This is a genomic window from Pseudomonas sp. NPDC089395, assembly GCF_044749525.1.
Classification (GTDB): domain Bacteria; phylum Pseudomonadota; class Gammaproteobacteria; order Pseudomonadales; family Pseudomonadaceae; genus Aquipseudomonas.
This window is the reverse complement of the sequence record NZ_JBIVID010000001.1, coordinates 23,665-49,749: the sequence shown is the minus strand read 5'-3', so window position 1 is coordinate 49,749 and position 26,085 is coordinate 23,665. Positions and strand designations below refer to the sequence as shown.

Annotated in this window: 23 protein-coding genes and 1 tRNA gene; 12 read left to right on the top strand and 12 right to left on the bottom strand. The window is 63.4% G+C overall.

Annotation, left to right across the window (positions count from 1 at the left end; genetic code table 11):
- The first annotated feature begins 2 nt into the window (after window positions 1–2).
- The 7 genes from ispE to ACIPZG_RS00220 all read left to right on the top strand — a co-directional run bounded on the left by ispE (window position 3) and on the right by ACIPZG_RS00220 (window position 6,379).
- Window positions 3–863 (top strand): 4-(cytidine 5'-diphospho)-2-C-methyl-D-erythritol kinase, encoded by an 861-nt coding sequence (gene ispE, locus ACIPZG_RS00250; RefSeq protein ID WP_400709021.1) that lies wholly within the window; start codon window positions 3–5, stop codon window positions 861–863.
- 19 nt (window positions 864–882) lie between these two features.
- A tRNA-Gln gene (locus tag ACIPZG_RS00245) sits at window positions 883–957 on the top strand.
- Between the two features lie 48 nt (window positions 958–1,005).
- Window positions 1,006–1,947, top strand: a complete 942-nt coding sequence (locus tag ACIPZG_RS00240; RefSeq protein ID WP_016391678.1) for a ribose-phosphate pyrophosphokinase — start codon at window positions 1,006–1,008, stop codon at window positions 1,945–1,947.
- Between the two features lie 118 nt (window positions 1,948–2,065).
- Window positions 2,066–2,662: a 50S ribosomal protein L25/general stress protein Ctc gene (locus ACIPZG_RS00235; protein ID WP_400639010.1), complete on the top strand. Its 597-nt coding sequence runs from the start codon at window positions 2,066–2,068 to the stop codon at window positions 2,660–2,662.
- Between the two features lie 76 nt (window positions 2,663–2,738).
- Window positions 2,739–3,323, top strand: a complete 585-nt coding sequence (gene pth / locus ACIPZG_RS00230; protein WP_400709018.1) for an aminoacyl-tRNA hydrolase — start codon at window positions 2,739–2,741, stop codon at window positions 3,321–3,323.
- Window positions 3,324–3,345: 22 nt separating this feature from the next.
- The gene (ychF, locus tag ACIPZG_RS00225) at window positions 3,346–4,446 is read left to right on the top strand and encodes a redox-regulated ATPase YchF (protein ID WP_008099042.1); all 1,101 of its coding nucleotides are present in this window, start codon (window positions 3,346–3,348) and stop codon (window positions 4,444–4,446) included.
- Window positions 4,447–4,657: 211 nt separating this feature from the next.
- Entirely contained in the window at window positions 4,658–6,379 is a 1,722-nt protein-coding gene (locus ACIPZG_RS00220; RefSeq protein ID WP_400709015.1) for a SulP family inorganic anion transporter, read from the top strand.
- Here ACIPZG_RS00220 and ACIPZG_RS00215 read toward each other — a convergent pair.
- Genes ACIPZG_RS00215 through ppk2 form a run of 6 tightly spaced genes read right to left on the bottom strand, consistent with a single transcriptional unit; the run spans window position 6,376 to window position 13,178 of the window.
- Entirely contained in the window at window positions 6,376–7,386 is a 1,011-nt protein-coding gene (locus ACIPZG_RS00215) for a DUF2955 domain-containing protein (protein WP_400709012.1), read from the bottom strand. The two genes, ACIPZG_RS00220 and ACIPZG_RS00215, sit on opposite strands and share 4 nt — an antisense overlap.
- Entirely contained in the window at window positions 7,376–8,479 is a 1,104-nt protein-coding gene (locus tag ACIPZG_RS00210; RefSeq protein WP_008100882.1) for an HlyD family secretion protein, read from the bottom strand. The genes ACIPZG_RS00215 and ACIPZG_RS00210 overlap by 11 nt, the downstream gene beginning before the upstream one ends.
- Complete coding sequence (locus tag ACIPZG_RS00205; RefSeq protein WP_400709009.1) at window positions 8,476–9,993, bottom strand: efflux transporter outer membrane subunit; 1,518 nt, start codon at window positions 9,991–9,993, stop codon at window positions 8,476–8,478. Before ACIPZG_RS00205 ends, ACIPZG_RS00210 begins: the two co-directional genes overlap by 4 nt.
- Window positions 9,990–11,087 (bottom strand): AI-2E family transporter, encoded by a 1,098-nt coding sequence (locus tag ACIPZG_RS00200; RefSeq protein ID WP_400639005.1) that lies wholly within the window; start codon window positions 11,085–11,087, stop codon window positions 9,990–9,992. Before ACIPZG_RS00200 ends, ACIPZG_RS00205 begins: the two co-directional genes overlap by 4 nt.
- A gap of 40 nt (window positions 11,088–11,127) precedes the next feature.
- Window positions 11,128–12,324, bottom strand: coding sequence for a monovalent cation:proton antiporter-2 (CPA2) family protein (locus ACIPZG_RS00195; RefSeq protein ID WP_400709006.1), 1,197 nt, complete (start codon window positions 12,322–12,324; stop codon window positions 11,128–11,130).
- Between the two features lie 35 nt (window positions 12,325–12,359).
- The gene (gene ppk2, locus ACIPZG_RS00190; RefSeq protein ID WP_400709003.1) at window positions 12,360–13,178 is read right to left on the bottom strand and encodes a polyphosphate kinase 2; all 819 of its coding nucleotides are present in this window, start codon (window positions 13,176–13,178) and stop codon (window positions 12,360–12,362) included.
- A gap of 501 nt (window positions 13,179–13,679) precedes the next feature.
- On the opposite strand from ppk2, the gene ACIPZG_RS00185 reads away from it, so the two are divergent.
- The 3 genes from ACIPZG_RS00185 (at window position 13,680) to ACIPZG_RS00175 (ending at window position 17,105) form a co-directional block, all read left to right on the top strand.
- On the top strand, window positions 13,680–14,069 hold the full coding sequence (locus ACIPZG_RS00185) for a YybH family protein (RefSeq protein WP_400709000.1): 390 nt from the start codon (window positions 13,680–13,682) through the stop codon (window positions 14,067–14,069).
- Between the two features lie 92 nt (window positions 14,070–14,161).
- Window positions 14,162–15,661, top strand: a complete 1,500-nt coding sequence (locus tag ACIPZG_RS00180; RefSeq protein WP_400708997.1) for a purine-cytosine permease family protein — start codon at window positions 14,162–14,164, stop codon at window positions 15,659–15,661.
- Between the two features lie 13 nt (window positions 15,662–15,674).
- Complete coding sequence (locus ACIPZG_RS00175) at window positions 15,675–17,105, top strand: aldehyde dehydrogenase family protein (protein WP_400708994.1); 1,431 nt, start codon at window positions 15,675–15,677, stop codon at window positions 17,103–17,105.
- A 63-nt stretch (window positions 17,106–17,168) separates the two neighbouring features.
- On the opposite strand, the gene ACIPZG_RS00170 is transcribed toward ACIPZG_RS00175, so the two are convergent.
- Both ACIPZG_RS00170 and ACIPZG_RS00165 read right to left on the bottom strand, forming a co-directional pair.
- Window positions 17,169–17,690: a GNAT family N-acetyltransferase gene (locus tag ACIPZG_RS00170; protein WP_400708991.1), complete on the bottom strand. Its 522-nt coding sequence runs from the start codon at window positions 17,688–17,690 to the stop codon at window positions 17,169–17,171.
- Window positions 17,648–17,938: a DUF1778 domain-containing protein gene (locus tag ACIPZG_RS00165; protein ID WP_400708988.1), complete on the bottom strand. Its 291-nt coding sequence runs from the start codon at window positions 17,936–17,938 to the stop codon at window positions 17,648–17,650. Before ACIPZG_RS00165 ends, ACIPZG_RS00170 begins: the two co-directional genes overlap by 43 nt.
- Before the next feature lie 221 nt (window positions 17,939–18,159).
- On the opposite strand from ACIPZG_RS00165, the gene ACIPZG_RS00160 reads away from it, so the two are divergent.
- Entirely contained in the window at window positions 18,160–19,377 is a 1,218-nt protein-coding gene (locus ACIPZG_RS00160; RefSeq protein WP_400708985.1) for a DUF3422 domain-containing protein, read from the top strand.
- Window positions 19,378–19,489: 112 nt separating this feature from the next.
- Here ACIPZG_RS00160 and ACIPZG_RS00155 read toward each other — a convergent pair whose 3' ends face one another.
- From ACIPZG_RS00155 to ACIPZG_RS00140, 4 genes are all read right to left on the bottom strand, one after another.
- Window positions 19,490–21,892 (bottom strand): DUF3772 domain-containing protein, encoded by a 2,403-nt coding sequence (locus ACIPZG_RS00155; RefSeq protein WP_400708982.1) that lies wholly within the window; start codon window positions 21,890–21,892, stop codon window positions 19,490–19,492.
- A 218-nt stretch (window positions 21,893–22,110) separates the two neighbouring features.
- Window positions 22,111–23,280 (bottom strand): MFS transporter, encoded by a 1,170-nt coding sequence (locus tag ACIPZG_RS00150; protein WP_400708979.1) that lies wholly within the window; start codon window positions 23,278–23,280, stop codon window positions 22,111–22,113.
- 85 nt (window positions 23,281–23,365) lie between these two features.
- Window positions 23,366–23,509 (bottom strand): hypothetical protein, encoded by a 144-nt coding sequence (locus ACIPZG_RS00145; RefSeq protein WP_176512188.1) that lies wholly within the window; start codon window positions 23,507–23,509, stop codon window positions 23,366–23,368.
- A 158-nt stretch (window positions 23,510–23,667) separates the two neighbouring features.
- Window positions 23,668–24,879 carry an MFS transporter gene (locus tag ACIPZG_RS00140; RefSeq protein WP_400708976.1) on the bottom strand — a complete coding sequence of 404 codons (1,212 nt, stop codon included), beginning with the start codon at window positions 24,877–24,879 and terminating at the stop codon, window positions 23,668–23,670.
- Between the two features lie 183 nt (window positions 24,880–25,062).
- Between ACIPZG_RS00140 and ACIPZG_RS00135 the strand changes: the two genes are divergently transcribed.
- Complete coding sequence (locus ACIPZG_RS00135) at window positions 25,063–25,995, top strand: FecR family protein (RefSeq protein WP_400708974.1); 933 nt, start codon at window positions 25,063–25,065, stop codon at window positions 25,993–25,995.
- Window positions 25,996–26,085 lie beyond the last annotated feature (90 nt).

Sequence of the window (26,085 nt, the reverse complement as noted above, 5' to 3'; positions counted from 1 at the left end):
CGATGCACAAGATCACCCTGCCCGCCCCGGCCAAGCTCAACCTGTGGCTGCACATCATCGGTCGCCGTCCCGACGGCTACCACGAGCTGGAAACCGTATTCCAATTCCTCGACCACGGCGACGAGCTGACCTTCGCCCGGCGTGACGACGGCGTGATCCGCCTGCACACCGAGATCGCCGCAGTGCCACACGACAGCAACCTGATCGTGCGCGCCGCGCGCAAGTTGCAGGAACAATCCGGCACTGGCCTTGGCGCCGACATCTGGCTGAACAAGGTACTGCCCATGGGTGGCGGTATCGGTGGTGGCAGTTCGGATGCCGCCACCACCCTGCTGGCTCTGGCTCATCTGTGGCAACTGGACTGGGATGAAGACCGCCTCGCCGCCCTGGGCCTGACCCTGGGCGCCGACGTGCCAGTGTTCGTGCGGGGCCACGCCGCGTTCGCCCAGGGCGTGGGCGAGCAACTGACGCCGGTCGACCCGGAGGAACCCTGGTATGTCGTGCTGGTGCCGCAAGTGTCTGTCAGCACTGTAGAAATTTTTTCACATCCACTGTTGACACGTGATTCCCTCCCCCTTAAGATGCGCCCCGTTCCCGAGGGAAACAGTCGAAATGACTGCCAACCGGTGGTAGAGCAGAGTTACCCAGAAGTTCGCAATGCGTTGAATTCATTGGGTAAATTCACAAAGGCTCGACTGACCGGCACTGGAAGCTGTGTGTTTGGGGCCTTCCCAAGCAAAGCCGAAGCTGATAAAGTTCTGGCCCTTCTTTCAGAGACCCAAACAGGGTTTGTGGCGAAAGGAAGCAATATTTCGATGTTGCATCGTGAGCTGCAAAGTCTGATCAAGAAGTCGAGTGCCTAGCGCTCGCAGCAACAGATACAGGGGCGTCGCCAAGCGGTAAGGCAGCAGGTTTTGATCCTGCCATGCGTTGGTTCGAATCCAGCCGCCCCTGCCATTTTCCTTATACTCATCCAGGTATACCCTCAGCCTTCAGGTACTGCGCGTGTCCAAGATGATGGTCTTTACGGGGAACGCTAACCCCGATCTGGCTCGGCGTGTCGTACGTCAGCTGCATATTCCACTGGGTGATGTTTCTGTCGGTAAGTTCTCCGACGGCGAAATCAGTGCTGAGATCAATGAAAATGTCCGTGGTAAGGACGTCTTCATCATCCAGCCAACCTGTGCCCCTACCAACGACAATCTGATGGAACTGGTCGTGATGGCTGATGCCTTCCGCCGCTCCTCTGCGTCGCGAATCACTGCTGTGATTCCTTACTTCGGATACGCCCGCCAGGACCGCCGTCCGCGTTCGGCACGTGTAGCCATCAGCGCCAAAGTTGTTGCTGACATGCTCACTGTCGTGGGTATCGACCGTGTACTCACCGTCGACCTGCACGCTGACCAGATCCAGGGCTTCTTCGATATCCCCGTCGACAACATCTACGGCTCGCCCGTACTGGTCGACGACATCGAAGACCAGCGTTTCGAGAACCTGATGATCGTCTCCCCGGACATCGGTGGTGTCGTGCGCGCACGTGCCGTCGCCAAGTCCCTGGGTGTCGACCTGGGTATCATCGACAAACGCCGCGAAAAGGCCAATCACTCCGAAGTGATGCACATCATCGGTGATGTCGAAGGGCGCACTTGCATCCTGGTAGACGACATGGTCGATACCGCCGGCACCCTGTGCCACGCGGCCAAGGCCCTGAAAGAACACGGCGCTGCCAAGGTTTACGCCTACTGCACGCACCCTGTCCTGTCGGGCCGCGCGATCGAGAATATCGAGAAGTCGGTACTGGACGAGCTGGTGGTGACCAACACCGTCCCGCTGTCCGCCGCTGCTCAAGCCTGTGACCGTATCCGCCAGCTGGATATCGCACCGGTTGTCGCTGAAGCGGTACGCCGCATCAGCAATGAAGAATCGATCAGTGCGATGTTCCGCTAAGCGGAACAGGTATTGATGTGAAGCGCCCCGCCCCAGCATTTGTTGGGGCGGGGCTTTTTTGCCATCCCCGTTGGCGCTGGTCGCAAACGCCCTCGGGGGGCTATTTTGGAGAAACAAAATGACTGATTTCATTCTGAACGCCCAAGCGCGTACTGACCTGGGGAAAGGTGCGAGCCGCCGCCTGCGTCACTCCGCCAACATCCCAGCCGTTGTATACGGTGGCGATAAAGAAGCTCAATCCCTGACCATCGTGGCCAAGGAAATCGCCAAGCTGTTCGAAAACGAAGCTGCCTTCAGCCACGTTATCGAGCTGAACGTCGACGGCGCCAAGCAGAACGTCGTAGTCAAGGCCATGCAGCGTCACCCAGCCAAAGGCTTCATCATGCACGCCGACTTCGTTCGCGTCGTTGCTGGCCAGAAGCTGACCGCCAAGGTTCCGGTTCACTTCGTTGGCGAAGAAGCCCCGATCAAGAAAGGCGGCGAAATCTCGCACGTTGTTTCCGAGATCGAAGTTTCCTGCGAAGCCAAAGACCTGCCTGAGTTCATCGAAGTCGACCTGGCCAACGCCGAAATCGGCAGCATCATCCACCTGTCGGACCTGAAAGCTCCGAAAGGCGTAGAGTTCGTCGCTCTGGCCCACGGTGATGACAAAGCTGTTGCCAACGTTCACGCGCCACGCGTTGCTCCAGAAGCTGAAGCAGGCGCCGCTGAGTAATCCACTCGCGCGCCGGTGTTGATCGGGTTACAGTGCCGCGCACCGTAACCCACCAACTCCAAGGAAGAGCCCCTACGTGACCGCCATCCAGTTGATCGTCGGCCTGGGTAACCCCGGCCCCGAATACGAACAGACCCGGCATAACGCAGGGGCTCTTTTCGTTGAACGCATTGCCAGCGCCCAGCGCATCTCCTTGACCGCTGACCGCAAGTATTTCGGCCTGACGGCTAAATTCAGCCATCAGGGCAACGACGTTCGTCTGCTCATCCCCACCACCTACATGAACCGTAGCGGCCAGTCCGTGGCGGCCTTGGCCAATTTCTTCCGCATCAAGCCGGAAGCAATCCTGGTGGCGCATGACGAACTCGACCTGCCTCCAGGCGTCGCCAAGCTCAAGCGCGGCGGTGGCCATGGTGGGCACAACGGCCTGCGCGACATCATCGCGCAGCTCGGCAACCAGAACGACTTCCACCGCCTGCGGCTTGGCATCGGCCACCCGGGTGACGCCAAACTGGTCTCCAACTTCGTCCTGGGCCGCGCGCCGCGCGCCGAGCAGGAGAAGCTCGACGCCAGCATCGATTTTGCCCTCGGCGTGCTGCCGGACGTGCTCGCTGGCGACTTTGCCAAGGCGATGCGCGAGCTGCACAGCCAGAAGGCCTGATTTCCTAGAGAGGGGAATACCCATGGGTTTCAATTGCGGCATCGTCGGCCTGCCCAACGTCGGCAAGTCCACCCTGTTCAACGCCCTGACCAAGTCTGGCATTGCGGCGGAGAACTTCCCCTTCTGCACCATCGAGCCGAACAGCGGCATCGTGCCGATGCCCGACGCGCGCCTGGCGGCGCTGGCGGAAATCGTCAAGCCCAACCGCATCCTGCCGACCACCATGGAGTTCGTCGACATCGCCGGCCTGGTAGCCGGTGCCTCGAAGGGTGAAGGCCTGGGCAACAAGTTCCTCGCCAACATCCGCGAAACCGACGCCATCGCCCACGTGGTGCGCTGCTTCGAAGACGAGAACGTGATTCACGTTTCCAACAGCGTCGACCCCAAGCGCGACATCGAGATCATCGACCTGGAGCTGATCTTCGCTGACCTCGACAGCTGCGAGAAGCAACTGCAGAAGGTCACCCGCAACGCCAAGGGCGGCGACAAGGAAGCCCTGGCGCAGAAGGCCATCCTGGAAAAACTGATCCCGCACTTCACCGAGGGCAAGCCTGCGCGCAGCCTGATGAAGAACATGGCTGACGACGAGAAAGCCGTCATCCGTGGCTTCCACTTGCTGACCAGCAAGCCGGTGATGTACATCGCCAACGTCGCCGAAGACGGCTTCGACAACAACCCGCACCTGGACGTGGTCAAGGCCATCGCCGAGGAAGAAGGCGCGGTCGTGGTACCGGTGTGCAACAAGATCGAAGCCGAAATCGCCGAGCTCGATGACGGCGAAGAAAAAGACATGTTCCTCGAGGCCCTGGGCCTGGAAGAGCCTGGCCTGAACCGCGTGATTCGCGCCGGTTACGAGCTGCTCAACCTGCAGACCTACTTCACGGCCGGCGTGCAGGAAGTGCGTGCCTGGACCGTCCGCGTCGGCGCTACCGCGCCGCAGGCCGCTGGCGTGATCCACACCGACTTCGAAAAAGGCTTCATCCGCGCCGAAGTGGTGGCCTATGACGACTTCATCCAGTTCAAGGGTGAAGGCGGTGCCAAGGAAGCCGGCAAGTGGCGCCTGGAAGGCAAGGACTACATCGTCAAAGACGGCGATGTGATGCACTTCCGCTTCAACGTTTAACGCAACACCAGCGGCGCCCCCTTCGCGGGGCAAGCCCGCTCCCACAGGTAACAGCGCAAGGCTTGAGAGCGGCGCTGTGTTTGTGGGAGCGGGCTTGCCCCGCGAAGGGGGCGCCGCCATTTCCGGCCTGGAAAAGAACTTGATGCCTCCCTGAGCCAAGGCCCAGAATGGTTCGACGCGGTTCATGCGTCCTCTTTCCGGAGCCTCGACCATGCATGGAACGCCTCCCCGCCCCCGCTTCGACTGGAAGCGCTGGCTCCCCGGCCTGGCCACGCTGCTGCACTATCAAGCGGCCTGGCTGCCCAAGGACATCGCTGCCGGCCTGGTGCTGACCACCATGCTGGTGCCTGTCGGCATCGCCTACGCCGAAGCATCCGGGGTACCGGGCATCTATGGCCTGTACGCCACCATCATCCCCCTGCTCGCCTACGCCCTGTTCGGCCCCAGTCGAATCCTCGTGCTCGGCCCGGACTCGGCACTGGCTGCCCCCATCCTCGCGGTGGTGGTGCAGTACGCGGCAAGCGACCCACAACGGGCAATCGCCATCGCCAGCATGATGGCCCTGGTGGCCGGTGCTTTCTGTGTGATCGCCGGGTTACTGCGCCTGGGCTTCATCACCGAACTGCTGTCCAAACCGATCCGCTATGGCTACATGAACGGCATCGCCCTGACGGTGCTGATCAGCCAGTTGCCGAAGCTGTTCGGCCTTTCGTTCGACAGCCAGGGGCCAGTGCGCGACCTGTGGACACTGGCCCAGGCGTTGCTGGCGGGTCAGGGTCACTGGCCCAGTTTTGCCATCGGTGCCGGCAGCCTAGCGCTGATCTTGCTGCTAAAACCTTTCAAGCGCCTGCCGGGCATTCTCATCGCCGTGGTGCTGGCAACGCTGGCGGTAAGCCTGTTCAAGCTCGACCAGTTGGGCGTCAAGGTGCTCGGCGAGCTCCCCCAAGGCCTACCCAGCTTCGCGTTCCCCTGGGTGACCGACATCGACCTGGTCGAAGTACTGCTGGGCGGGATCGCCGTGGCCCTGGTGTCGTTCGCCGACACCAGCGTGCTGTCACGCACCTACGCCGCACGCCTGAAAACCCCGGTCGACCCGAATCAGGAGATGTTCGGCCTGGGCGTGGCGAACTTGGCCGCCGGCTTGTTCCAGGGCATCCCCATCAGCAGCAGTTCGTCGCGCACGCCGGTGGCTGAAGCGGCAGGCTCGAAAACCCAGCTCACCGGCATCATTGGTGCACTGGCGGTCACCCTGCTGCTGCTGGTAGCGCCCAACCTGATGCAGCACCTGCCCAACAGTGCCTTGGCCGCCGTGGTGATTGCCGCGGCCCTGGGGCTGTTCGAGTTCGCCGACCTCAAGCGCATCTTCCGCATGCAGCAATGGGAGTTCTGGCTGTCGTTCACCTGCTTCGTCGGTGTCGCGGTGTTCGGCGCCATCCCCGGCATCTGCATTGCCGTGGCGATCTCGGTGATCGAGTTCCTCTGGGACGGCTGGCGCCCGCATTACGCGGTACTCGGCCGGGTCGACGGCACCCGTGGCTACCATGATGTGCAACGTTATCCACAGGCCCGGCGAATCCCGGGCTTTGTGCTGCTGCGCTGGGACGCGCCGCTGTTCTTCGCCAACGCCGAGCAGTTCCAGCACACGGTGCTCGCTGCCGTTGATGAATCACCTACCCCCGTGCAACGGCTGGTGATCGCGGCGGAGCCGGTGACCAGCATCGACGTCACCTCCGCAGACATGCTCGCCGAGCTGGACCGGGCGCTGGAAGCGCGCGGGGTGGAGCTGCAGTTTGCCGAGATGAAGGACCCGGTGAAGGACAAGATGAAACGCTTTGGCTTGTTCCAGCACATGGGCGAGAACGCCTTTCACCCAACGGTCGGGGCTGCAGTGGATGCCTACCTTGCAGACAGCGGCGTCGACTGGCAGCCCTAGGCAGCCCGAACCCGGCGCCGATCAATCCAGGTCAACATGGCACTGGCATACAGCGACACCGCCAGGAACAGCGCCATGCGCACGGCAAAGGCGCCATACACATCCTGGCCGTTGGCGCTGTCCTGCACCGACTGGCCAAGCAGGATCAGCATGGTGGTCAGGCAACTGACCCAGTAGCCCGGGCTGTGCCGGCTCAACACCACGCGGTAGAGCCGGCGCGCCTGCCAAAGGGTGAACAGCAGCACCCACAGGAAAAACATCCACAGGTGCGCGAACAGGCTCAACGCCCCCCACATCAGAATGGCCAGCACCCCGGCCAGCAAGGTCGAGCCGATCAGCTCGCGGCTGGCGTGCCGGGCGCGGGTTTCCTCGGCCTGCTGGCCCAGGCTCACCGACTTCATGATCAGCGGCATGAACTGATCCGGGGCAATCATTGCCAGCAGGAACGCCGGCATCACGATCAACGTGGCGCGCAAGGCGACCCAGCTGACCGCCTCGGGAGGAAGCAGTGGCGGCGAGGGTTGCGCAGGCGCATCGGCAGGCTCGGGGAACAGCACATGGGCCACGGCAGTCGCCAGCGTCGCCAGCATCATGCCCTTGGCCAAGGCCTCGACCACCGAAAGCGCCAGGGTGAAATCGCTGGTGCCGGCCGCGGCGATCATGGTCAAGCCGATCACCAGCAAGTTGGCCAGCAATCCATTACCGCCCTTGAGCGCGTAACGCAGCACCAGGAACACCCCGACGCCGACCAGCAGTACCCCGCTCAACGGGGCATGACGCAACAGCGGAATCAACAGCAGACCACTGCCGCAACTGAGCAGCACCAGCACCGCCAGCGCCGGTGCGGCGCGCACCGGCAGCGGCGCGCTGCGCATGGCCAGCAGCAATACCGCGAACACCGGCGCCAGGATCGGCACCGGCAACCCCAGGCCAAAGCTCGCCGCCAGGCACAGCGCTACACCCCACGCCAGGCGCAACGCCCGCAGGCGGCGCAACTCAATAGGCATAGGCCAACCAGCTCATCAGCCACATGAACATCCGGCCCAACAGGTTCAACGGGTTGCCCTCGCCGGGCAAGGCCATGACTTCGGCCTGGCCGCCCACACGCAACCCGGACCTGTCCTGCAACTGATCGGCGTCGAGTTCGACGATCACCGGGAAGCGTTGCGCCGAGCGCAGCCACTCTCGGCTGTTCTGCACCGTTGGCAGGCTGCCGGGGGGCGCAGCCTGGCCGACGCTCACGCCATAGCCGATGCTGCGGATCCGCCCCTTCAGCACCTCACCGGGCATGGCATCGAGGATCACCAGCACCGGCACACCAGGGCGCAGGCGGCCCAGGTTGTTCTCGGTCATGTCGGCACTGATCCACACATCATGGATGGCGATCAGGGTCATCATCGGGGTACCGGCGCCGACATAATGGCCAACATCGGTTCGCAAGTCGGTGATCAGCCCGTTGGCGTCAGCGCGCACTACCGTGCGGGCGAGGTCCAGGCGGGCTTTTTCCACGTTCGCTGCCGCACTGCGCAACTGCGCGTTGTCGGCGTCGTCCCCCCCTTGCTGTTCACGTGCCCGTGCCACTTCGGCGCGAGCCGCCGCCACCTTGCTGATGGCCTGGTCACGGGTGGCCTGCGCCCCTTCCAGACGGCGAACCGACACCGTGCCCGGATCCTCTTCGATCAGCCGCTTGAGCCGCTCGGCATCCTGGCGCGCCTTGCGCTCGTTGGCCTGCGCCGCCACCAGCGAGGCCTTGGCCGAATCGATGCCTGCCGTACTGGCGCCCACCTGCCGCCTTACGGTATCGAGGTCGGCCTCGGCACGGGCCAGGGCGATGCGGTACTGGTCCTGATCCAGCTCGAACAGCACATCGCCTCGACGCACTTCCTGGTTGTTGCCCACCGCCACACGCTTGACCTGCCCCGCCACTTCGGGCGCCACCGGGACCACGTAGGCCTGCAGGCGAGCCTGCTGGGTGTAGGGCGTGAAACGGTCGGCGAGCAGGTACCAGACCAGGCTCACGACAATCAACAACAGCACCCAGTGAATGCCGCGATCGGGTGCCTGTGCCTCTGCAGCGGGCACATTCTTTACTTCGCTCATTGCGTTCCACCCTGTTCAGCTTCGTCGAGCAGATCGCCCCAGTCGGTACGTTGCTGCATCTGCTGACGCGTTTCGCGGTCGATGGGCGCGCGCTGGGTATCCCAGCCCCCACCCAACGCCTTGTACAAATTCACCAGGCCGCTTACCGCATTGCCCCGACTGACCAGGTAGCCATCCTGCTGCTGCAGCAACAATTGCTGGGCATCGAGCACACGCTGGAAGTCGGCGAAACCTTCGCGGTATTGCGAGCTGGCCAGGTTCAGTGAGCGCTGAGCAGCCTCGGAAGCGTCCTGCCGGATGGTGGCACTTTGCAGCGAGCGCACCAGGCCACTGGCGGCATCGTCGGCCTCGCGCGCCGCTTCGCGCACGCCCTGGTGATACAGCTCGATCAGTTGCTGCAGGCGCGCATCTTCCACGCGCACGGCGTTCTTGCGCCGGCCGTAGTCGAACGGGTTCCAGATCATGCTGGGCCCGGCGGCGATGTCGAAACTGTCGGGCAAGTTATTGGCCGAAAGGAAACTCCAGCCAATGCTGCCGAGCAGGCTCAGCTGTGGATAAAGGTCCGCTTCGGCGACACCGACCAAGGCCGATTGCGCCGCCACTGCTTGCTCGGCCGCGCGCACATCCGGGCGGCGCAACAACAGGTTGGCAGGCACGTCCTGCAGCAATGCCCGGTCGGGCATCGGCAACTGGCCGTGGCGCGCCTGCAACTCCGGGAACGGCCCAGGCGGGCGGCCAAGCAGCGAGCTGAGCACATTGCGCAAGGCATTGAGCTGATTCTCGAACTCGGGGATGGTGGCCTGGGTCGCAAGGTACTGAGTGCGCGCCTGCTGCCAGTCGAGCTCATCGTTCTCGCCGTGGCGGAACAGCCGCTCGGTGATTTCCAGGCTACGGGCCTGGCGCTTGGCGTTCTCTTCGGCAATGGCCAGCCGTGCTTCGGTGGTGCGCACGGCGAAGTAGGTATCGGCCACCTGGGCGCGCAGCAGCACCATGACGTCGGCGTAGTTGGCCTGGGAGGCGAAGTAGGCAGCGTCGGCGCTTTCGATGGCGCGACTGAAGCGGCCCCAGAAATCGATTTCCCAACCGATGTCGAAGCCTACGCTGGACTGCCAGAACACCGAATCGCGGGCGCTGGACGCGCCCGACTGGTCCTGCTTGAGGTACAGGCTTTGCGCACGCATCTGTTGCAGCTGTGGATAACGCCCGGTCTGGACGATGGACAACTGCGCGCGAGCCTCGGCAATGCGCAGGCCTGCGACTCGCAGGTTGGTGTTGTGCGCGTCGGCTTCGGCAATCAGTGCATCCAGGGTCGGGTCGGCGAACACCGCCCACCACTGTTGCAGGTCGGGCGTCGCCGCGTGCTGCCCGGCCTGTTCCAGCACCGGTGTGTTCCAGTCGGCCAACCAGGGGTCTTGCGGCGCTTGGTAGTCCGGGCCGACCTGGGTGCAGCCTGCCAGCAGGGCGAGCAGGCTAACGGCGTTACAGGCAGAAGGCCATTTGATGCAGTGTTTCACGCGTCCGGCTCAACAGGGGTTTCCGGCACTTGCAGGGCGACCCATTGCCAGAACAGCACGTAGGTCACGCCGAGAATCACCGGACCGATGAACAGGCCGATGATGCCCTTGACCACCATGCCGCCCAAGGCACCGATCAGCACCACCGGCATCGGCACATCTACCCCGCGCCCCAGCAGCAGCGGCTTGAGCACGTTGTCGGCGAGACCGGCAACGAAGGTGTAGACGGCGAAGATGATGGTCGCGGCGGTGAAACCGTCGGCATGGAAGACATACAGGATCACCGGCAGCGTGATCAAGGTCGCCGGAGCCTGGGCAATCCCCAGCATGAGCACGGCGATGGCCAGCATCCCTGCCCCTGGCACGCCCTTGACCACGAAGCCGACGCCAATCAGCAGCATCTGGATGAAGGCGATGCCGATCACCCCTTGGGCCACTGCGCGAATGGTCGCGGTGCACAGTCTGGCGATCGGCTTGCCACGCTCCTCACCGGAAACGCGCATGGCAATACGCTGCGCCGCGATCTCGCCGCGCTCGCCAAAGGCCATGATGACCCCGGAGATGATGACCGCCGCGATGAACAGCAGGAAGGCACCACCCGCACTGGCTGCCGCGCCCAGCATGCCCAGGCCGGCGCCTTTGAGGTAAGGCATCATGTTGTTCAGCACCGGCGCCAGGCTCTCGGAGGCCGACAACCACAAGGCATGCACCTTAGGCCCGATCAGCGGCCAGCTGGCGACCGAGTCAGGCGGTGTCGGCACGCTCCAGGCGCCGCTCTTGAGCAGGGTCACCATGCTTTCCACCGACTCGCTGATGGACACCACCACCAGGTAGATCGGTACCAGCAGCACGACCAGCATCAACAGCACCACCAGGGTCGCGGAAAAACCGTCCTTGAGGCCCGTGCCGCGTCTGATCCGCTGCTGCAACGGGTACAGCGTGACCGCAAGGATCACCGCCCACAGCATCAGCTCCAGAAAGGGCTGGAACACCTGAAAGGAGAAGATCACCAGCGCGGCAATCAACCCGGCCTTGATCAGCACATCAAGCAAACCCCGTGACAGGGCGCTGTCCAACTTTAAACCTTGTTGCATTGTTCTTTCTCCGAACATTCAAGACGCCATATGGCGCCGTTCACTTGCCCGTCTCGGTTGCACGCTCGGGGCGAGTGTCATCCCGCAATTGACGCGCCAGGGCCAGCATCACCAGAGGCACCACGGCCATCGACAGGGTGATGGCGAGCACCAGCAAATTGTGCACTTGCTGTGTCAGCACCTGATGTTCGATTGCCAACTTGAACACGACGAAGGCGAATTCGCCGCCAGACGCCAGGACTATGCCCAGGCACAGCGCCTCAGGGTGGGTCAGCCCCCCTGCGTAGCGTCCCAAGGCAAGCAACAATGGCATTTTGATAGCTATCAGCAATAGAGTTAGCCCTAACACCACCCAGGGCATGGAAAACAGCAGGCTCAGGTCAGCGCTCATTCCCACGCCAACGAAGAACAGCCCGAGCAGCAGGCCCTTGATCGGCTCGATCTGGGTTTCCAGCTCGTGGCGGAAGGGCGAGTCGGCCATCAGCACGCCCGCAAGGAATGCACCCAGGGCCATGGACACACCCACATGCTCCATGATCCAGGCAGTGCCCAGGACCACCAGCAATGCCGTGGCCATGGACAGCTCGGGCAGGCCCGAACCGACGGTCCACCTGAAGACCGGGGTCAGCAGGAAACGGCCAAAGATGATCACCACACCGATGCCCACCGCTACCGCCAGCATCGGCCAGTGACGTTCGTCGACAACGTCGACACCGCCACCCAGCAACGGCACCACGGCAATCAGCGGGATGGCCGCGATGTCCTGGAACAGCAGGATAGCGATCGCCAGCCGACCGTGGGGCTTGTTCAGGTCCTTGCGCTCGGCCAGAACCTGCAGGCCAAAAGCGGTAGACGACAGTGCCAGGCCCACGCCAAGGACGATCGCCGCCGCCTTCGATTGATCGAACAGCCAATAGGCCAACGCGCCGATGATCGCAGCCGAGAGCCCGACCTGCAGCGAACCGATGCCGAACAGTGCCCGGCGCATGGTCCACAGCCGGCGCGGTGAAAGCTCCAGGCCAATCACGAACAGCAACATGACCACGCCCATTTCCGAGAGGCGTGCGACGTTGTCCGGGCTGCCAAGCAGGCCGAATACCGATGGACCAATGAGGATGCCGGCCAGGAGGTAGCCTGGCACTGCACCCATTTTCAAGCGTTGTGCCAGGGGTACCAGAAGCACCACGGCCAACAGAAATACGACTGTCGCCTGTAACAGGCTGCCATCATGTGGCATGGAAGCGACTCCCTAGGTTTTTCGAAGGGGGCGCATCATACGCGTTCAGGGATAACTTTGAAGGGGTAGTCTACGGCCTTGTATTTGCCGATCTTGCCGCGTTTAGGCAGCTTCACCACCTCGTCGCGGGTGATGTCCTTGTACGGAACTTGCGTCAACAGGTGACTGATGATGTTGAGTCGGGCGCGACGCTTGTCGTCGGAGGGCGCCATGAACCAAGGTGCCCACGAGGTATCCGAGGCAGCGAACATGGCATCGCGGGCGCGGGTGTAATCGTCCCAGCGGGTGTACGACTTGAGGTCCATGGGCGACAGTTTCCACAGCTTGCGGCCGTCGTTGATACGGTCCTGCAGGCGGCGGGTCTGTTCCTCGGGGCTGACTTCGAGCCAGTACTTGAGGAGGATTATCCCCGACTCGACCATCAGCTTCTCAAGCAACGGCGTCACCGCCAGGAACTTGTCGGCCTGGTCTTGCGTGCAAAAACCCATTACCCGCTCGACGCCGGCGCGGTTGTACCAGCTGCGGTCGAAGATCACCACTTCGCCTGCGGCCGGCAGGTGGTTGAGGTAACGCTGGGCGTACATCTGGCTCTTTTCACGCTCAGTCGGCGCGGGCAGCGCCACCGTACGAAACACCCGTGGGCTGACGCGCTCGGTGATGGCCTTGATGGTGCCCCCCTTGCCGGCGCCGTCACGGCCTTCGAACACGATGCACACCTTGAGGCCCTTGGCCACGACCCACTCCTGCAGCTTCACGAGCTCGACATGGAGGTCTTTGAGTTCGCTCTCGTAGGCCTTGCGACCGAGCTTTTCCGTAGCGGCATCGAGGTCTTTCTTCTTGGGCGTCTTGGACATCACGTACTCCTTACAGCGAATGAAGAGTCATTATGGTCGATCCACGAAGAGTAGCCGTTTCGCTTGTAAGCGCTGCGTGACGTGCGTCAACCAGATAAGCGCGCGATATAAGTACGGAAAGTCCGAAAATCCAAATCAAAAATTATTTTTGATGCGTTTAATGTGGGGCATGTCTCGAGTTCTCGGTTGACAGGAAGATCGAGCGCCGCCCGCGCGGCGCATCGCGAGCAAGCTCGCTCCTACATTTGTTGCAACGTGCCACGGCCTGTCAGGCCATGGTTGTCCGCTTCTAGCGCCCGCCGAGATAGCGTGTCGTATCTGTAGGAGCGGATTTATCCGCGATGCGCCGCGCCAGCGGCGCTCGATCGCATAGGCACCCCAAGGACCGAGTCGAACACTTCACAAATTCCTGAACTAATTATTTCCCCCCAGCGATTTTTCCCCTCCGCACTCCCCACCAGAATCGCTCACCACAATCACAATAACCGTGAGGCCACTCCCGTGGACCAGACACTCCAGGTACGGCAGGCCGCCGCCGACCTCGTATCCGCCTTCGCCAGCAACGACACCGCCCGCTACTTCGCCTGTTTCAGCGAAGACGCCACCTTCCTCTTCCACACCTTGCCGCACCCCTTGCTGTCGCGCCGCGCCTACGAAGACCTCTGGGGCCAATGGCAGGCCGAAGGCTTCGCCGTGCTCGACTGCGCGTCGAGCAATACCCAGGTGAGCCTGCAAGGTGACGTGGCGATCTTCATGCACGATGTCGCCACGCATATCCGCATCGCCGGTGAGGAACACCAGCTGAGCGAGCGCGAGACCATCGTCTTCCGCCGCCAGGGCGAACGCTGGCTGGCCTGTCACGAGCACCTGTCGGTCATCAGCGCAGCCTGACCCCCTTTTACGCGGCCCTGCCGCCCTGCCATCGCACCCACAATAGGGCCCGTGCACTGCACCGGCCTACAACTACGCGCTGGAGCATCACCATGAGCCACTCGACCGGTATCGAGACCAATGGCGTCGAACAGATCCCCGACGATCAACGCGACGCCTCCCCGCTGGACCTGTTCCGCCTGATCTTCGGCGGCGCCAACACCTTCGCCACCGCTGTATTAGGCAGCTTCCCGGTATTGTTCGGGCTGTCGTTCCAGGCTGGGGTCTGGGCGATTCTGCTCGGCGTCGCCGTGGGCGCGCTGATCCTCGCCCCCATGGGCCTGTTCGGAGCGCTCAACGGCACCAACAACGCCGTGTCGTCCGGCGCCCACTTCGGCGTGCACGGGCGCATCGTCGGCTCGTTCCTGTCGCTGCTGACCGCCGTGGCGTTCTTTTCGCTGTCGGTGTGGAGCTCCGGCGATGCCCTGGTTGGCGGCGCCAAGCGCCTGGCCGGGCTGCCGGAAACCGACCTGACCCTGGGCCTGGCCTACGGCCTGTTCGCCGTGCTGGTGCTGGTGGTGTGCATCTTTGGCTTCCGCTTCATGCTGTGGGTCAACAAGATCGCCGTCTGGGCGTCGAGCCTGCTGTTCCTGCTGGGCATCTTCGCCTTCGCCGGGCCGTTCGACGCGGGCTTCGCCGGCAGCGTCAACCTCGGCCAGGCCGGCTTCTGGGCAGCGTTCGTCGGTGCGGCGATCCTGGCCATGAGCAACCCGGTGTCGTTCGGTGCCTTCCTCGGCGACTGGTCGCGCTACATCCCGCGCCAGACCCCCAAGGCACGCATCATGCTGGCGGTCATCGCCGCCCAGGCCGCCACGCTGATTCCGTTCCTGTTCGGCCTGTGCACCGCCACCCTGGTGGCCACCCAGGCACCGGACTACATCGCCGCCAACAACTACGTCGGCGGCCTGCTGGCCGTGGCGCCGAGCTGGTTCTTCCTGCCGGTGTGCCTGATTGCAGTGATCGGCGGCATGTCTACCGGGACCACCGCGCTCTACGGCACCGGGCTGGACATGTCCAGCGTGTTCCCGCGCCTGCTCAGCCGCGCCGGCGCCACCCTGCTGATCGGCGTGCTGGCCATCGGTTTCATCTTTATCGGCCGCTTCACCTTCAACCTGGTACAGAGCGTGTCCACCTTCGCGGTGCTGATCATCACCTGCACAAGCCCCTGGATGGTGATCATGATCCTCGGCCTCATCACCCGCCGCGGCTTCTACCACGCCGACGACCTGCAGGTATTCACCCGCGGCCAGCGCGGTGGCCACTACTGGTTCCTGCATGGCTGGAACTGGCGCGGCATGGGCGCGTGGATCCCCAGCGCGGCGGTCGGCCTGTGCTTCGTCAACCTGCCGGGGCAATTCGTCGGCCCGCTGGGCGACCTGGCCGGCGGCATCGACCTGAGCCTGCCGGTCACCCTGGGTATCGCCTGCGTGCTGTACCTGCTGCTGCTCAACCTGTTCCCTGAACCTGCTGGCGTGTATGGCCCCAATGGCCCGCGCTGGGTGCGCTGCAAGAGCACCCGGCACATGCCGGTCACCACCGCCGAAATGGCCTGACTGGAATACCACCATGACCACTTCCCACTACATCGCTGGCCGCTGGGTCGAAGGCCAAGGCAGCGACTGCATCAGCGTCAACGACCCGGCCCTGGGCCTGCCCTTCGCCGAGATGATGGCCGCCAGCGTCGCCCAGGTCGACCAGGCCGTGGCGGCTGCACGCGAGGCCTTGCCGGCCTGGAAAAACCTCGGCGCAGCCACCCGTGCAGCCTTCCTGCGCGGCTTTGCCGAGCAACTCGGCCAGCGCCGCGAAGCGCTGATCGCCCTGCAGATGCGCAACAACGGCAAGCCGCGCCACGAGGCCGAAATCGACCTGGACGACGCCATCGCCACCTTCGCCTATTACGCCGAGCTGGCCGAGCAACTGCCGGAAAAGAACCGTGACGTGCCACTGGCCGCTCCCGGCTTCACTGCCCGCACGCGCCTGGAACCGGTGGGCGTGGTCGGCCTGATCGTGCCGTGGAACTTCCCGCTGGTGACCAGCGCCTGGAAACTCGCCCCGGCCCTGGCCGCGGGCTGCACCGTGGTGCTCAAGCCCTCGGAAGTCACCCCGCTGATTGAGCAGGCCTACGGCCAGATCGCCGAGGCCCTGGGCCTGCCTGCCGGCGTGTTGAACATCGTCAACGGCAAGGCCGAGACCGGCGCGGCCCTGAGCAGCCACAACGGCCTGGACAAGCTGTCGTTCACTGGCAGCAACAGCGTTGGCAGCCAGGTGATGCGCAGTGCTTCGGCGCAGTGCCGGCCGGTGACCCTGGAACTGGGTGGCAAGTCGGCGATCGTGGTGTTCGATGACTGCGACGTGGACCAGGCGGTGGAGTGGATCGTCGCAGGCATCACCTGGAATGCCGGGCAGATGTGCTCGGCGACCTCGCGCCTGCTGGTGCAGGACGGCATTGCCGATGCACTGCTGCCCCGTCTGCAGCAGGCACTGGAAAAGCTGCGCGTCGGTAATCCATCGAGCGAAGAAGTGGACATGGGGCCACTCACCAGCCAGGCGCAATGGCTGAAGGTTGCCAGCTACTTCGCGACGGCCCGTGAAGAGGGTTTGCAGTGCCTGGCCGGTGGCAAGGCGCTGGACCGCGAGGGCTGGTTCGTCAGCCCGACACTGTATGCCGATGTGCCTGTGGACAGTCGCCTGTGGACCGAAGAGATCTTCGGCCCGGTGCTGTGTGCGCGTCGCTTTTCGACCGAAGCGCAGGCGATTGCCGAAGCCAACAACAGCCGCTTTGGCCTGGTCGCCACCGTCTGCTCCGCCGACCTGGAACGCGCCGAGCGCGTGGCCGATGCGCTGGAGGTCGGGCATGTGTGGATCAACTCGGTGCAGGCGGTGTTCGTCGAAACGTCGTGGGGTGGCACCAAGGGCAGTGGGATCGGGCGAGAGCTCGGGCCTTGGGGGTTGTCGGGGTATCTGTCGGTGAAACATGTGACGCGGTGCATGGGCTGACCACCGCAGGGGGCCGCTTTGCGGCCCTTTCGCCGGCAAGCCGGCTCCCACAGAGACTTGACGTTACTGCAGCGACATCATCATGGTTTTCGGCGATAAAGCGGGGCACAGCCTGAAGCCTGCGTACTTGGCATAGAACTGTTCCAGCCGCTCATTGAGCGGGTGAACGATCATCGCTACACAACCGACTATTTCAGATGCGACCAGCGCCCTTTCGATCGCATCCTGCAACAGATCCGTGGCCACCCCCTGGCCCGCTGCCTCGCGGGTAACGCCCATGCGCCCAAGCACTATCACAGGCAGGTCGTCGGGGGCGTTACGCCGTAACCTCGCAGACACACCATGAGCGCGTGCAACAGAGCCGTTTGAAAGCGTGTAATAACCAGCAACGGTCTGCGTTCCCTTGAAACAGGTCACATAGACCACGGCGTGCTTGCTGTGCTGGGCCTTCCAGGCCCTGTCCCGCAGATAGCCATCGATGGATGCCTCGCCACAATCGAACTGACTCAGGTCGTGAAACGTGTCGAGGATCTGCGGAGCACTCAGCTCCAGCGCTTCGGCCTTGCCAGCAGCTTCTTCACGCATTCGTTACTCCTGATGGGGTTGTCGGCCAGCGCTTGGGCGAACGTTTCGAACGCTTGCTCGTCAAGCAAGAACAGCCGTCGCTCCATCAGCACTTCCTCGGCACGCTTGCACGCCGCCTCCAGCACGAAGCTGGTGCGATCACCACCGACGATTTCCACCGCCGCGTCGATCAGGTCGCGCCGATGCTCGGCGACCCGCATGTTCAATGGAACCGCTTTGCTGCGATCCCGCGTGTGCATTTCACTCATTGTTGACTCCTCGCCCGTTCCACGCGGGCAATGACATCGACCGCTTCGGTCGACAGTCATCAAGGCTACAAAACCGTAACGCCAATGTATATCTGTAAATCTATTTGCGTTACACGCAGCGACAAATGGTAGCAGACACAAGGCCAGCGTGACTTTCTGGCCCTGTCGCCAAGTCCCACTCCCTGGTACCCCCCACAATCACAAGACCAGGCCGGACCACCATGCACCCTCAACGCACCGCCTTGCACAACGAATTGCACGCCCGCCCGTCGCTGTATTTCGACGGCCCGGCGCATGTCTTCCACCTGGCCCTGCTCGGCGGCGATGCAGCCTGCGCCGCGCTGTTGCAACGCTGCTGCCCCGATGCCGTGGATGCCCAGGCCGTACAAGGCATCAGCGCGCTGAACGGGCATCCCTTCAAGTGGGAACGGCACACGGAATTTTTCACCCTGACCCTGGTGGTGCCCTGCTCCAGCGCCGAAACCGAATGGCAAGCGCTACCGCCCGTGCTGGCCGATGCCATCGCCCCGCAGGCCGCCCAGGTGATCAACTCGGTACAGGTGCTGGTGCGCGACGAGCAAGGTCTGGACTTGCCCCACTACGGCTTCAAGGACCCGAGCGGCTCCTGCGTCGGCGGTGGTGATGCGGTCGTGTGGAGCGACTTCCGCTTGACCGCCGACGGCACCAACCGCTTCCTGTTCATCAACCGCCGTCTCAATGCCTACCGCCAGGGCCGGATGATCCGCCGCCTGCTGGAGATCGAGACGTATCGCATGATGGCCTCGCTGGCCCTGACCACGGCCAAGGCGCTGAGCCAGGAGCTGGACGCCTTCGACAAGACGCTGGTCAGCCTCTCCGAACGCAGTGCCGGGGGCGATGGCCACGATTCCAAGGGCCTGCTCGAAGCCATCGCCCAGCTGTCGCGGCAGGTGGTCAGCCTTACGGTCAAGACCCGCCATCGTTTCGGCGCCACGCAGGCCTATGCACAGCTGGTGTTCGAGCGCCTTGGCGAATTGCGCGAGAGCCATGTCGGCGATTGCCAGCGTCTTGGCGTGTTCATCGAGCGTCGATTCAAACCGACCGTGCGCTACTGCGCCGCCACCGAGCAACGCCTGGAACAGTTGGCCAAGAACGTCGCCAATCTGGGCGACCTGCTGCAAGCGCGCGTGCAGGTAGAGATGGAGGAGCAGAATGCCGAGATTCTGCGCAGCCTCAATGCCCGGGCCGATGCCCAGGTGAAGATTCAGCGCGCGGTGGAGGGGCTGTCGATCATTGCCATCACCTATTACCTGCTGAACCTGTTCAAGCTGCTGTATGGCGGGTTGAATCTGCTGGGGGTGGCACTGACCGCGCGCGATGCCCTGTTGGGCATGGCACCGCCAGTGTTGCTGGTGCTGCTGGTGATCCTGTTGCGGATCAGGCAGGCGAAACAGCATTGAGGCTGGGGGGCTGCTTGGCAGCCCAATCGCCGGCAAGCCGGCTCTCACAGGGTCACCACAGATCTCGAGAACGGTGGGGTACCTGTGGGAGCCGGCTTGCCGGCGATTGGGGTCACGCCGGCTCGTCAGCCGGACGCGACCCTTCCTGCACCAGCACCATGCTCTGCGGCGAAGACAGGGAAATGCCCTCGTCGCGCAACTGGCCGAGGATGGTGAACAGCAAGTCGCTGCGCGCCCCCGACACCTGCCGCGGCCCCGCCACATAACCACTGACCCCGATCACCATGCCGCTGCTGGTCAGATCCTTGAAGGTCACCGACGTCGCCGGCGCATCGAGCACCGCCTCGTGTTCCTTGAAGGCCTTGAGCAATACCTCGCGCACCCGATTGGCATCGGTCTCCAGTGGCAAGGTCAGGGTAATGCCCACCACGCCCAGGGCATTGCCCATGGTCACGTTGCGCACGTTCTGCGAGATGAACTGCGAGTTGGGCACGATCACCGTGGAGCGGTCGGACATCTGGATCTCGGTGGCGCGCACGTTGATGCGGCGAATGTCACCCTCGACCCCGGCCAGGCTCACCCAGTCACCCACCTTGACCGGGCGCTCGGTGAGCAGGATCAGGCCGGAAATGAAGTTCTGCACGATCTGCTGCAAGCCGAAACCGATACCGACCGACAGCGCACTGACCACCCAGGTCAGGCTGGTGAGGTTGATGTGCAAGGTCGACATCACCAGCATGGCCAGGAACAGGAAGCCCAGGTAGCCCACCAGGGTCACCAGCGAGGCACGCATGCCGGCGTCCATGTCGGTTTCCGGCAGCAGGCGTTCGCTCAGCCAGCGCTTGAGTACGCGAATGGCGAACAGGCCACCGAAGAAGATCACCACGGCGAGCAGGATGTCCCGGGGGACGATGTTCAAGTTGCCAAGCAGTTTGCCACCCGTGCCGTCCCAGTCGCCTAGGCTCAGCAACAGCTCGCTCGGGCTGGTGCCCGACGGCATCAGCGCCAGCAACACGGCGAGCAGCAACAACGTGGTACGGGTGATACCGCTCAATATGGTGCTGGCCTGCGCCTGGTGGCGTGGCGCCAGTCCCAGCGTCGAAGCGAGCGCCAGGCCACCGGGCTGACGGGGCGACAGCATGGTCTCGCAAAGGTCGCTGAGGAAGGTGGTCAGCAGGTAGGCGCAGGTGGCCACCACGCTGATCCACAGCAGCTTGGCCGCGAGGAAATAGGCCAGGGTCAGGTAGCCGGCCAACAGCGCCAGCGTGATCAGCGCGACCCACACCACGACCACGAACGGAATCAACCCGGCCAGGCCGCTTGGGCGCTCCAGCCCATGCTTGCGCCGGGTGCGGCGGTAACGCACCAGCGCCGCCGAGAAGATCACCACCACCACCAGCGCAGTCAGGCCGTTGGTCGCCACGGTCAGCGCCAGGCTGGTGCCGATCGTGCTGTTGATGCGCTCCATGGTCAACATCACCATCAGCGACAGGGCTAGCAGCTTGGGGAACCAACCCAGGGCGTTGGCCACTTCGTCATCGATCGGTGGCAGGCGCCAGGACGGGCGCTGCAGCATCAACATGGCGCGACCCAGCCCGGAAATGAAGGCGCTGAACACCACCAGGGCGAGGAAATGATTGGTCAGGCTGGCGATATCGGAGCCCAGTTCCGAGCTGCTTTCCAGGCCCCAACGCAGCAACGAAACCGAGCCGGCGATGGTCCCCAGGGTGGCCAAGCTCACGCTCAAGGCCAGTGCGCTTCGGCGCAGGCGACCTTCCGGCAGCCAGCGGACCATGGCGTCGGCGAGCAGACGTTCGAGCACCCGGCGTACCAGCGTCCAGACCAGGATCGCCGCCACCAGGCTGGTAAGGAAGAACCAGCGTTGCCCCGGACTGAAGGCACTGGCCACGGCATCGGCGGCCTCGCCACGCAAGTCGCGCAGGCGCACCACGTCTTCGTCGGTGGGACGGATCAGCGACTTCCAGAAGGCCGGCGTCAATGGGCTGGCCGCGCGGCTGGTGACCTGCGAGTTGAACTGGCTGCGGCGCAGGTTGACGATCTGCGTGGACAGGTCGCGGGCCGACTGAGTCAGCTTGGTGGCCTGTTCCTGTTCGCCGAGCACCGACTTCTTCGCGGCTTCGAGCTCTTTGCGCTGCAAGGTCAGGCTCTGGGCTTCGTCCGGTTGTAGCGGGCCGATGACCTTGAGCTTGTCGTCCAGTTTCTGCGCATCGGCCGCGCGCAAGACGCTCAGGGCCTCGGCCTGACGCTGGACCTGCATGGCAGCCAGGCGCAACTGCGACAGCACGTCGTCGTTGGCGCTGCTGGTCACGCCTTGACGAATCTGGTCCAGCCGATCGCTCAACTGCGCGAGGCTGGCGTCCTCATCCAGCGCTGGCAGTTCGGCGGCGGCCAGGCTGGACACCGGCGTGGCGGGTGCCGACCAGGCCGGGGTGGCCAATGCCAGCATCAGGGCCAACATCCCAAGGTAAAAACGGGAAAGGCTGCAACGCCTCATCGGATATTCCTCTTTACACTTAAATCTGGCCGTGGATTCTACGCGGCTTGTGGCAATCAGAAGAGTGCCGTTTCTCGCAACAATCTAAGGCCATTACCCCGAGGCAGAAGAAAGTGATCGGATGAAGCCTAGAATAAAATGGCGCTGCAGCCCCGCCCCTGCACAGAATTCACGGTACGCAGGGGACCTTTTGATCGCTACTGGCCGTACTGGCCCTATCACTCCCCCAGGTCCGCCACCGCCCGCAGCTTGCCCACCCGTCGATACGACTGCCGGGCAAAACACACGAACAGCCCGGCCATGATCGCCAGCGCCATCGGCAACCCGTGCGGCGCCACATCCATTGCCGCCCCACTGACCAACGGCCCGACTAGACTGCCGACGCCCCACAGCAAGCCGACGCTGGCATTGGCCGTGACCAGGTCCTGGCCTTTGAAGCGTTGCCCGATCAACACCAGCGCCAAGGTATAGATCCCCCCCGCCACCGCGCCAAGCACGACCAACAGAGGCCACAGCAGCCAGTTCATGTGCAGCAGCCATGGCAAGGCGATACCGATCGCCATCGCCACCAGCCCGCACACCAAGTGCAGCCCCGTCCGCTCGACACGGTCGGCCAGCCAGCCCAACGGCATCTGGAAGACCATGTCACCGGCGAACACCACCGTCACCATCAACGCCGCCACGCCAACGGCAATCCCATGGCTGGTGGCATACACCGGCAGCAGCGACAGCACCACCGCATCGAAGAACGAGAAGAACAGCACCGCCACGCACAGTGCCGGCGCGACCCGGAAGAAACCGGCCAGGCCAAAGCTCTTCTCGCCTTCCTCGCCATGTTCGACATGGTCGTTGGGCACGGTCAGCAGGATGCACAGCAAGGCCAGGCCATAGCAGACCGTCACCACACCGGTGATCCACGGGCTGTTGGCACCGAGCAGCGCCAACAGCGCCGGGCCGAGCACCTGGAAGCCGGTGAAACTGGTCGCATACAGCGCCATGATCTTGCCGCGGTTATGGTCCGGGCACAGTTCGTTGACCCAGGACTCGCCGAGAATGATGGCGATACCCATGCCAATGCCCAGGCTCAGGCGCAGCACGGCCAGCAGCCAGAGGGAATCGAACGCCGATTCGAGCAACGCGATGCTGACGGTGCACAGGCTGAAGCACAGCAGGTAGATGGTGCGCCGGGTCAGCAGGCGGCAGCAGGCGTCGACCATGAAGGCCGAAAGCATCATGCCTGCGGCGGGAATGGCCGAGATGATGCCGATTTCCAGGGTCCCGGCGCCGGCTTCATGCAAGCGCAACGACACCAGTGGCAGGCTGGCTCCCAAACTGAAGCCGACGACCGAAACGGCGAACAGAAGGCCCACCAGCAAACGCATGTTCATGTACCACTCCAAGCAAAACTGAAAAGACGCGCAGATACAGGCGCCCACGCGCACGCCGCAAGGGCGGACGACGCAGAGGCGCGGGTCAGTTCAGGGCAAGGTGTGGCGAGAAGGTGAAGGCGAACAGCACGCTGCGTCGACGCTTGAGCACCGTGTCGCTCGGCCACGCGCGACGCATCGCCTGGAGGGCAGGCTGGCGGGCGTGGGGGAGGCTCTGGGTACGGCGCATTGCTTTGAGACTACGCAGGTGTGGAAAAAGAGGCGGCACTCTAGGCCAGCCGGGTTGAGTCGTCAATTGCTGGGGGCCGCTGTGCGGCCCATTACCCTACGCCGTCCTGTAGGAGCGGCCTTGTGTCGCGATTGGGCTGCAAAGCAGCCCCAACGATCTCAACGCTTGCTGGTATTAGGCAAAAACACCGCCAACAACCCAAACAACGGCAGGAACGAACACAGCCCATACACGTACTCGATCCCCCGCAAGTCCGCCAGGTAACCCAGCAACGCCGCGCCAATACCACCAAAGCCAAACATCAGCCCAAAGAAAATCCCGGCAATCATCCCCACGCTGCCCGGTACCAGCTCCTGCGCATACACCACAATCGCCGAAAACGCCGACGCCAGGATGAAGCCGATCACCACGCTGAGCACGGTGGTCCAGAACAGGTCGGCATAGGGCAATGCCAGGGTGAACGGCGCCACGCCAAGGATCGAGAACCAGATCACCGCCTTGCGTCCGATGCGGTCACCGATGGGCCCACCGAAGAACGTGCCGGCGGCCACCGCGCCAAGGAACAGGAACAGGTGCAACTGCGAACTGGCCACCGACAGGTCGAACTTCTCGATCAGATAGAAGGTGAAGTAGCTGGTGAAGCTGGCCATATAGAAGTACTTGGAGAACACCAGAAGGCCCAGCACGATCAACGCCGCGATCACCCGCTGGCGCGAAATGCCATGGGTGGCCTGCACGGCCTTGCGCGCCTTGGCCTGGTTGAGGTGCTCCTTGTACCAGCGGCGCAGCATCAGGGTGACGGCGAAGAACAGCAGCCCGGCAACGCCGAACCAGGCCACGTGGGTCTGGCCGAACGGGATGACGATGGCGGCCGCCAGCAAGGGGCCGAACGCGGAACCGGCGTTGCCACCCACCTGGAAGGTCGACTGCGCCAGACCAAAGCGCCCACCCGAGGCCAGGCGTGCAATGCGCGAAGTCTCCGGGTGGAAGGTCGACGATCCAATGCCCACCAGTGCCGAAGCCAGCAGAATCATCGGGAAGCTGCCGACGAAGGCCAGCATGACGATGCCCACCAAGGTACACAGGGTACCGAGCGGCAGCAGATTCGGCGCCGGCCGACGGTCGGTGAAAAAGCCGACCCAGGGCTGCAGCAGCGAAGCGGTGATCTGGAAGGTCAGGGTGATCAGGCCGATCTGGGCGAAGCTAAGGTTGTAGTTGGCCTTGAGCATCGGGTAGATCGCCGGCAGCACCGACTGGATAAGGTCGTTGATCAGGTGCGCCAGAGCGCAGAAGGTGATGATGCGCATCACCAGCGGGTTGGCTTGGCTCGCCGAACCGGTGCTGGCGGTGGAGGTGCTGCTGAAGGCCATGAGCTTGAGTTCCGTCCGCAGGTTTGGGATCCGATTATCAGGAAACAAATAGATACATAGCTACCTTTTTTATCCCTCGGCCGTCGCGTACTTGTAAATGGTTCTCAATACAATTAGCATCTTTGCACCACCCTCCCCCCGTAATCGTTGGGCGAAACCGCCCTCACGCGAGCACACCGACCGATGAGCCCGATGCCCGTCACGCAGATTCAGGCCGATCCCCAGCAGGAAGCCCTGGAATGGTTTTCACGCCTGCGCCAACCTGGCTGCGATGAGCGCGAACGTCAGGCGTTCGGCCGCTGGTGCCAAGACCCGCGCAATGCCCACGCCTATGCCGAGCTCGAGGCTTGCTGGCAGCAACTGCAGCCTCCCCCCGCGCGACCACGACCGCAGCTGGCTAAGGTAAAACGCAGCCGCCGAGGCCTGGGTCTGGCCTTGCTGTGCCTGCTGCTGCTGGGTGCGCTGGCCTATCTTTATTGGCCACTGATGCAGCGTTTGGGCAGCGAACTGTACACCGACGCCGGCGAACGCCGCAGCGTGCGCCTGGCCGACGGCTCGACCTTGCACCTGGACAGCGCCAGCGCGATGAATGTCGACCTGCGCACGCGTACCCGGGAGCTGCAACTGGTGCAGGGCCAGGTGTACCTGGAGGTGAAGCTCGACGGCCGCGCCCTGGAGGTGCAGGTAGACGATGCACGCATCCAGGTGTTCGGCACACGGTTGATGGTGGCACGCCATGCCGGGCATGACGAACTGGTGGTGTTCAACGGTAAAGCGATGATCGTTCAGGGTGCTGACCAGCGCCTGGTGGCGACCGGTGAACGCGTGACGTTCAACGAGGCGCGGATCGACCCGGTGCACAAGGCCGATGTAAAAGCAGCGGACGCCTGGCGCATGGGCCAGCTGCGCGCCAGCGACATGCCATTGGGCGAGGTCATCGAGCGCTTGGCCAGTTACCAGGGGCGGCGTGTGTGGATGATGGACGAACAAACCGCTTATCGGCGCGTGAGCGGCGATTTCAACCTCGACCGCCCCGGCGAAACCCTCCAGGCACTGGCTGCCGGGCAGCAACTGCAGCTATACGACGTGCTCGGCCAGTGGCTGATCGTGCGCTAAACCGCGGTTGGCGGCTAAGTTTTTGAAAGCGTGCAAATTTTTTTTGAAATGAGTGTTGACACAGGGGCATCACAAGGGAATAATGCGCGC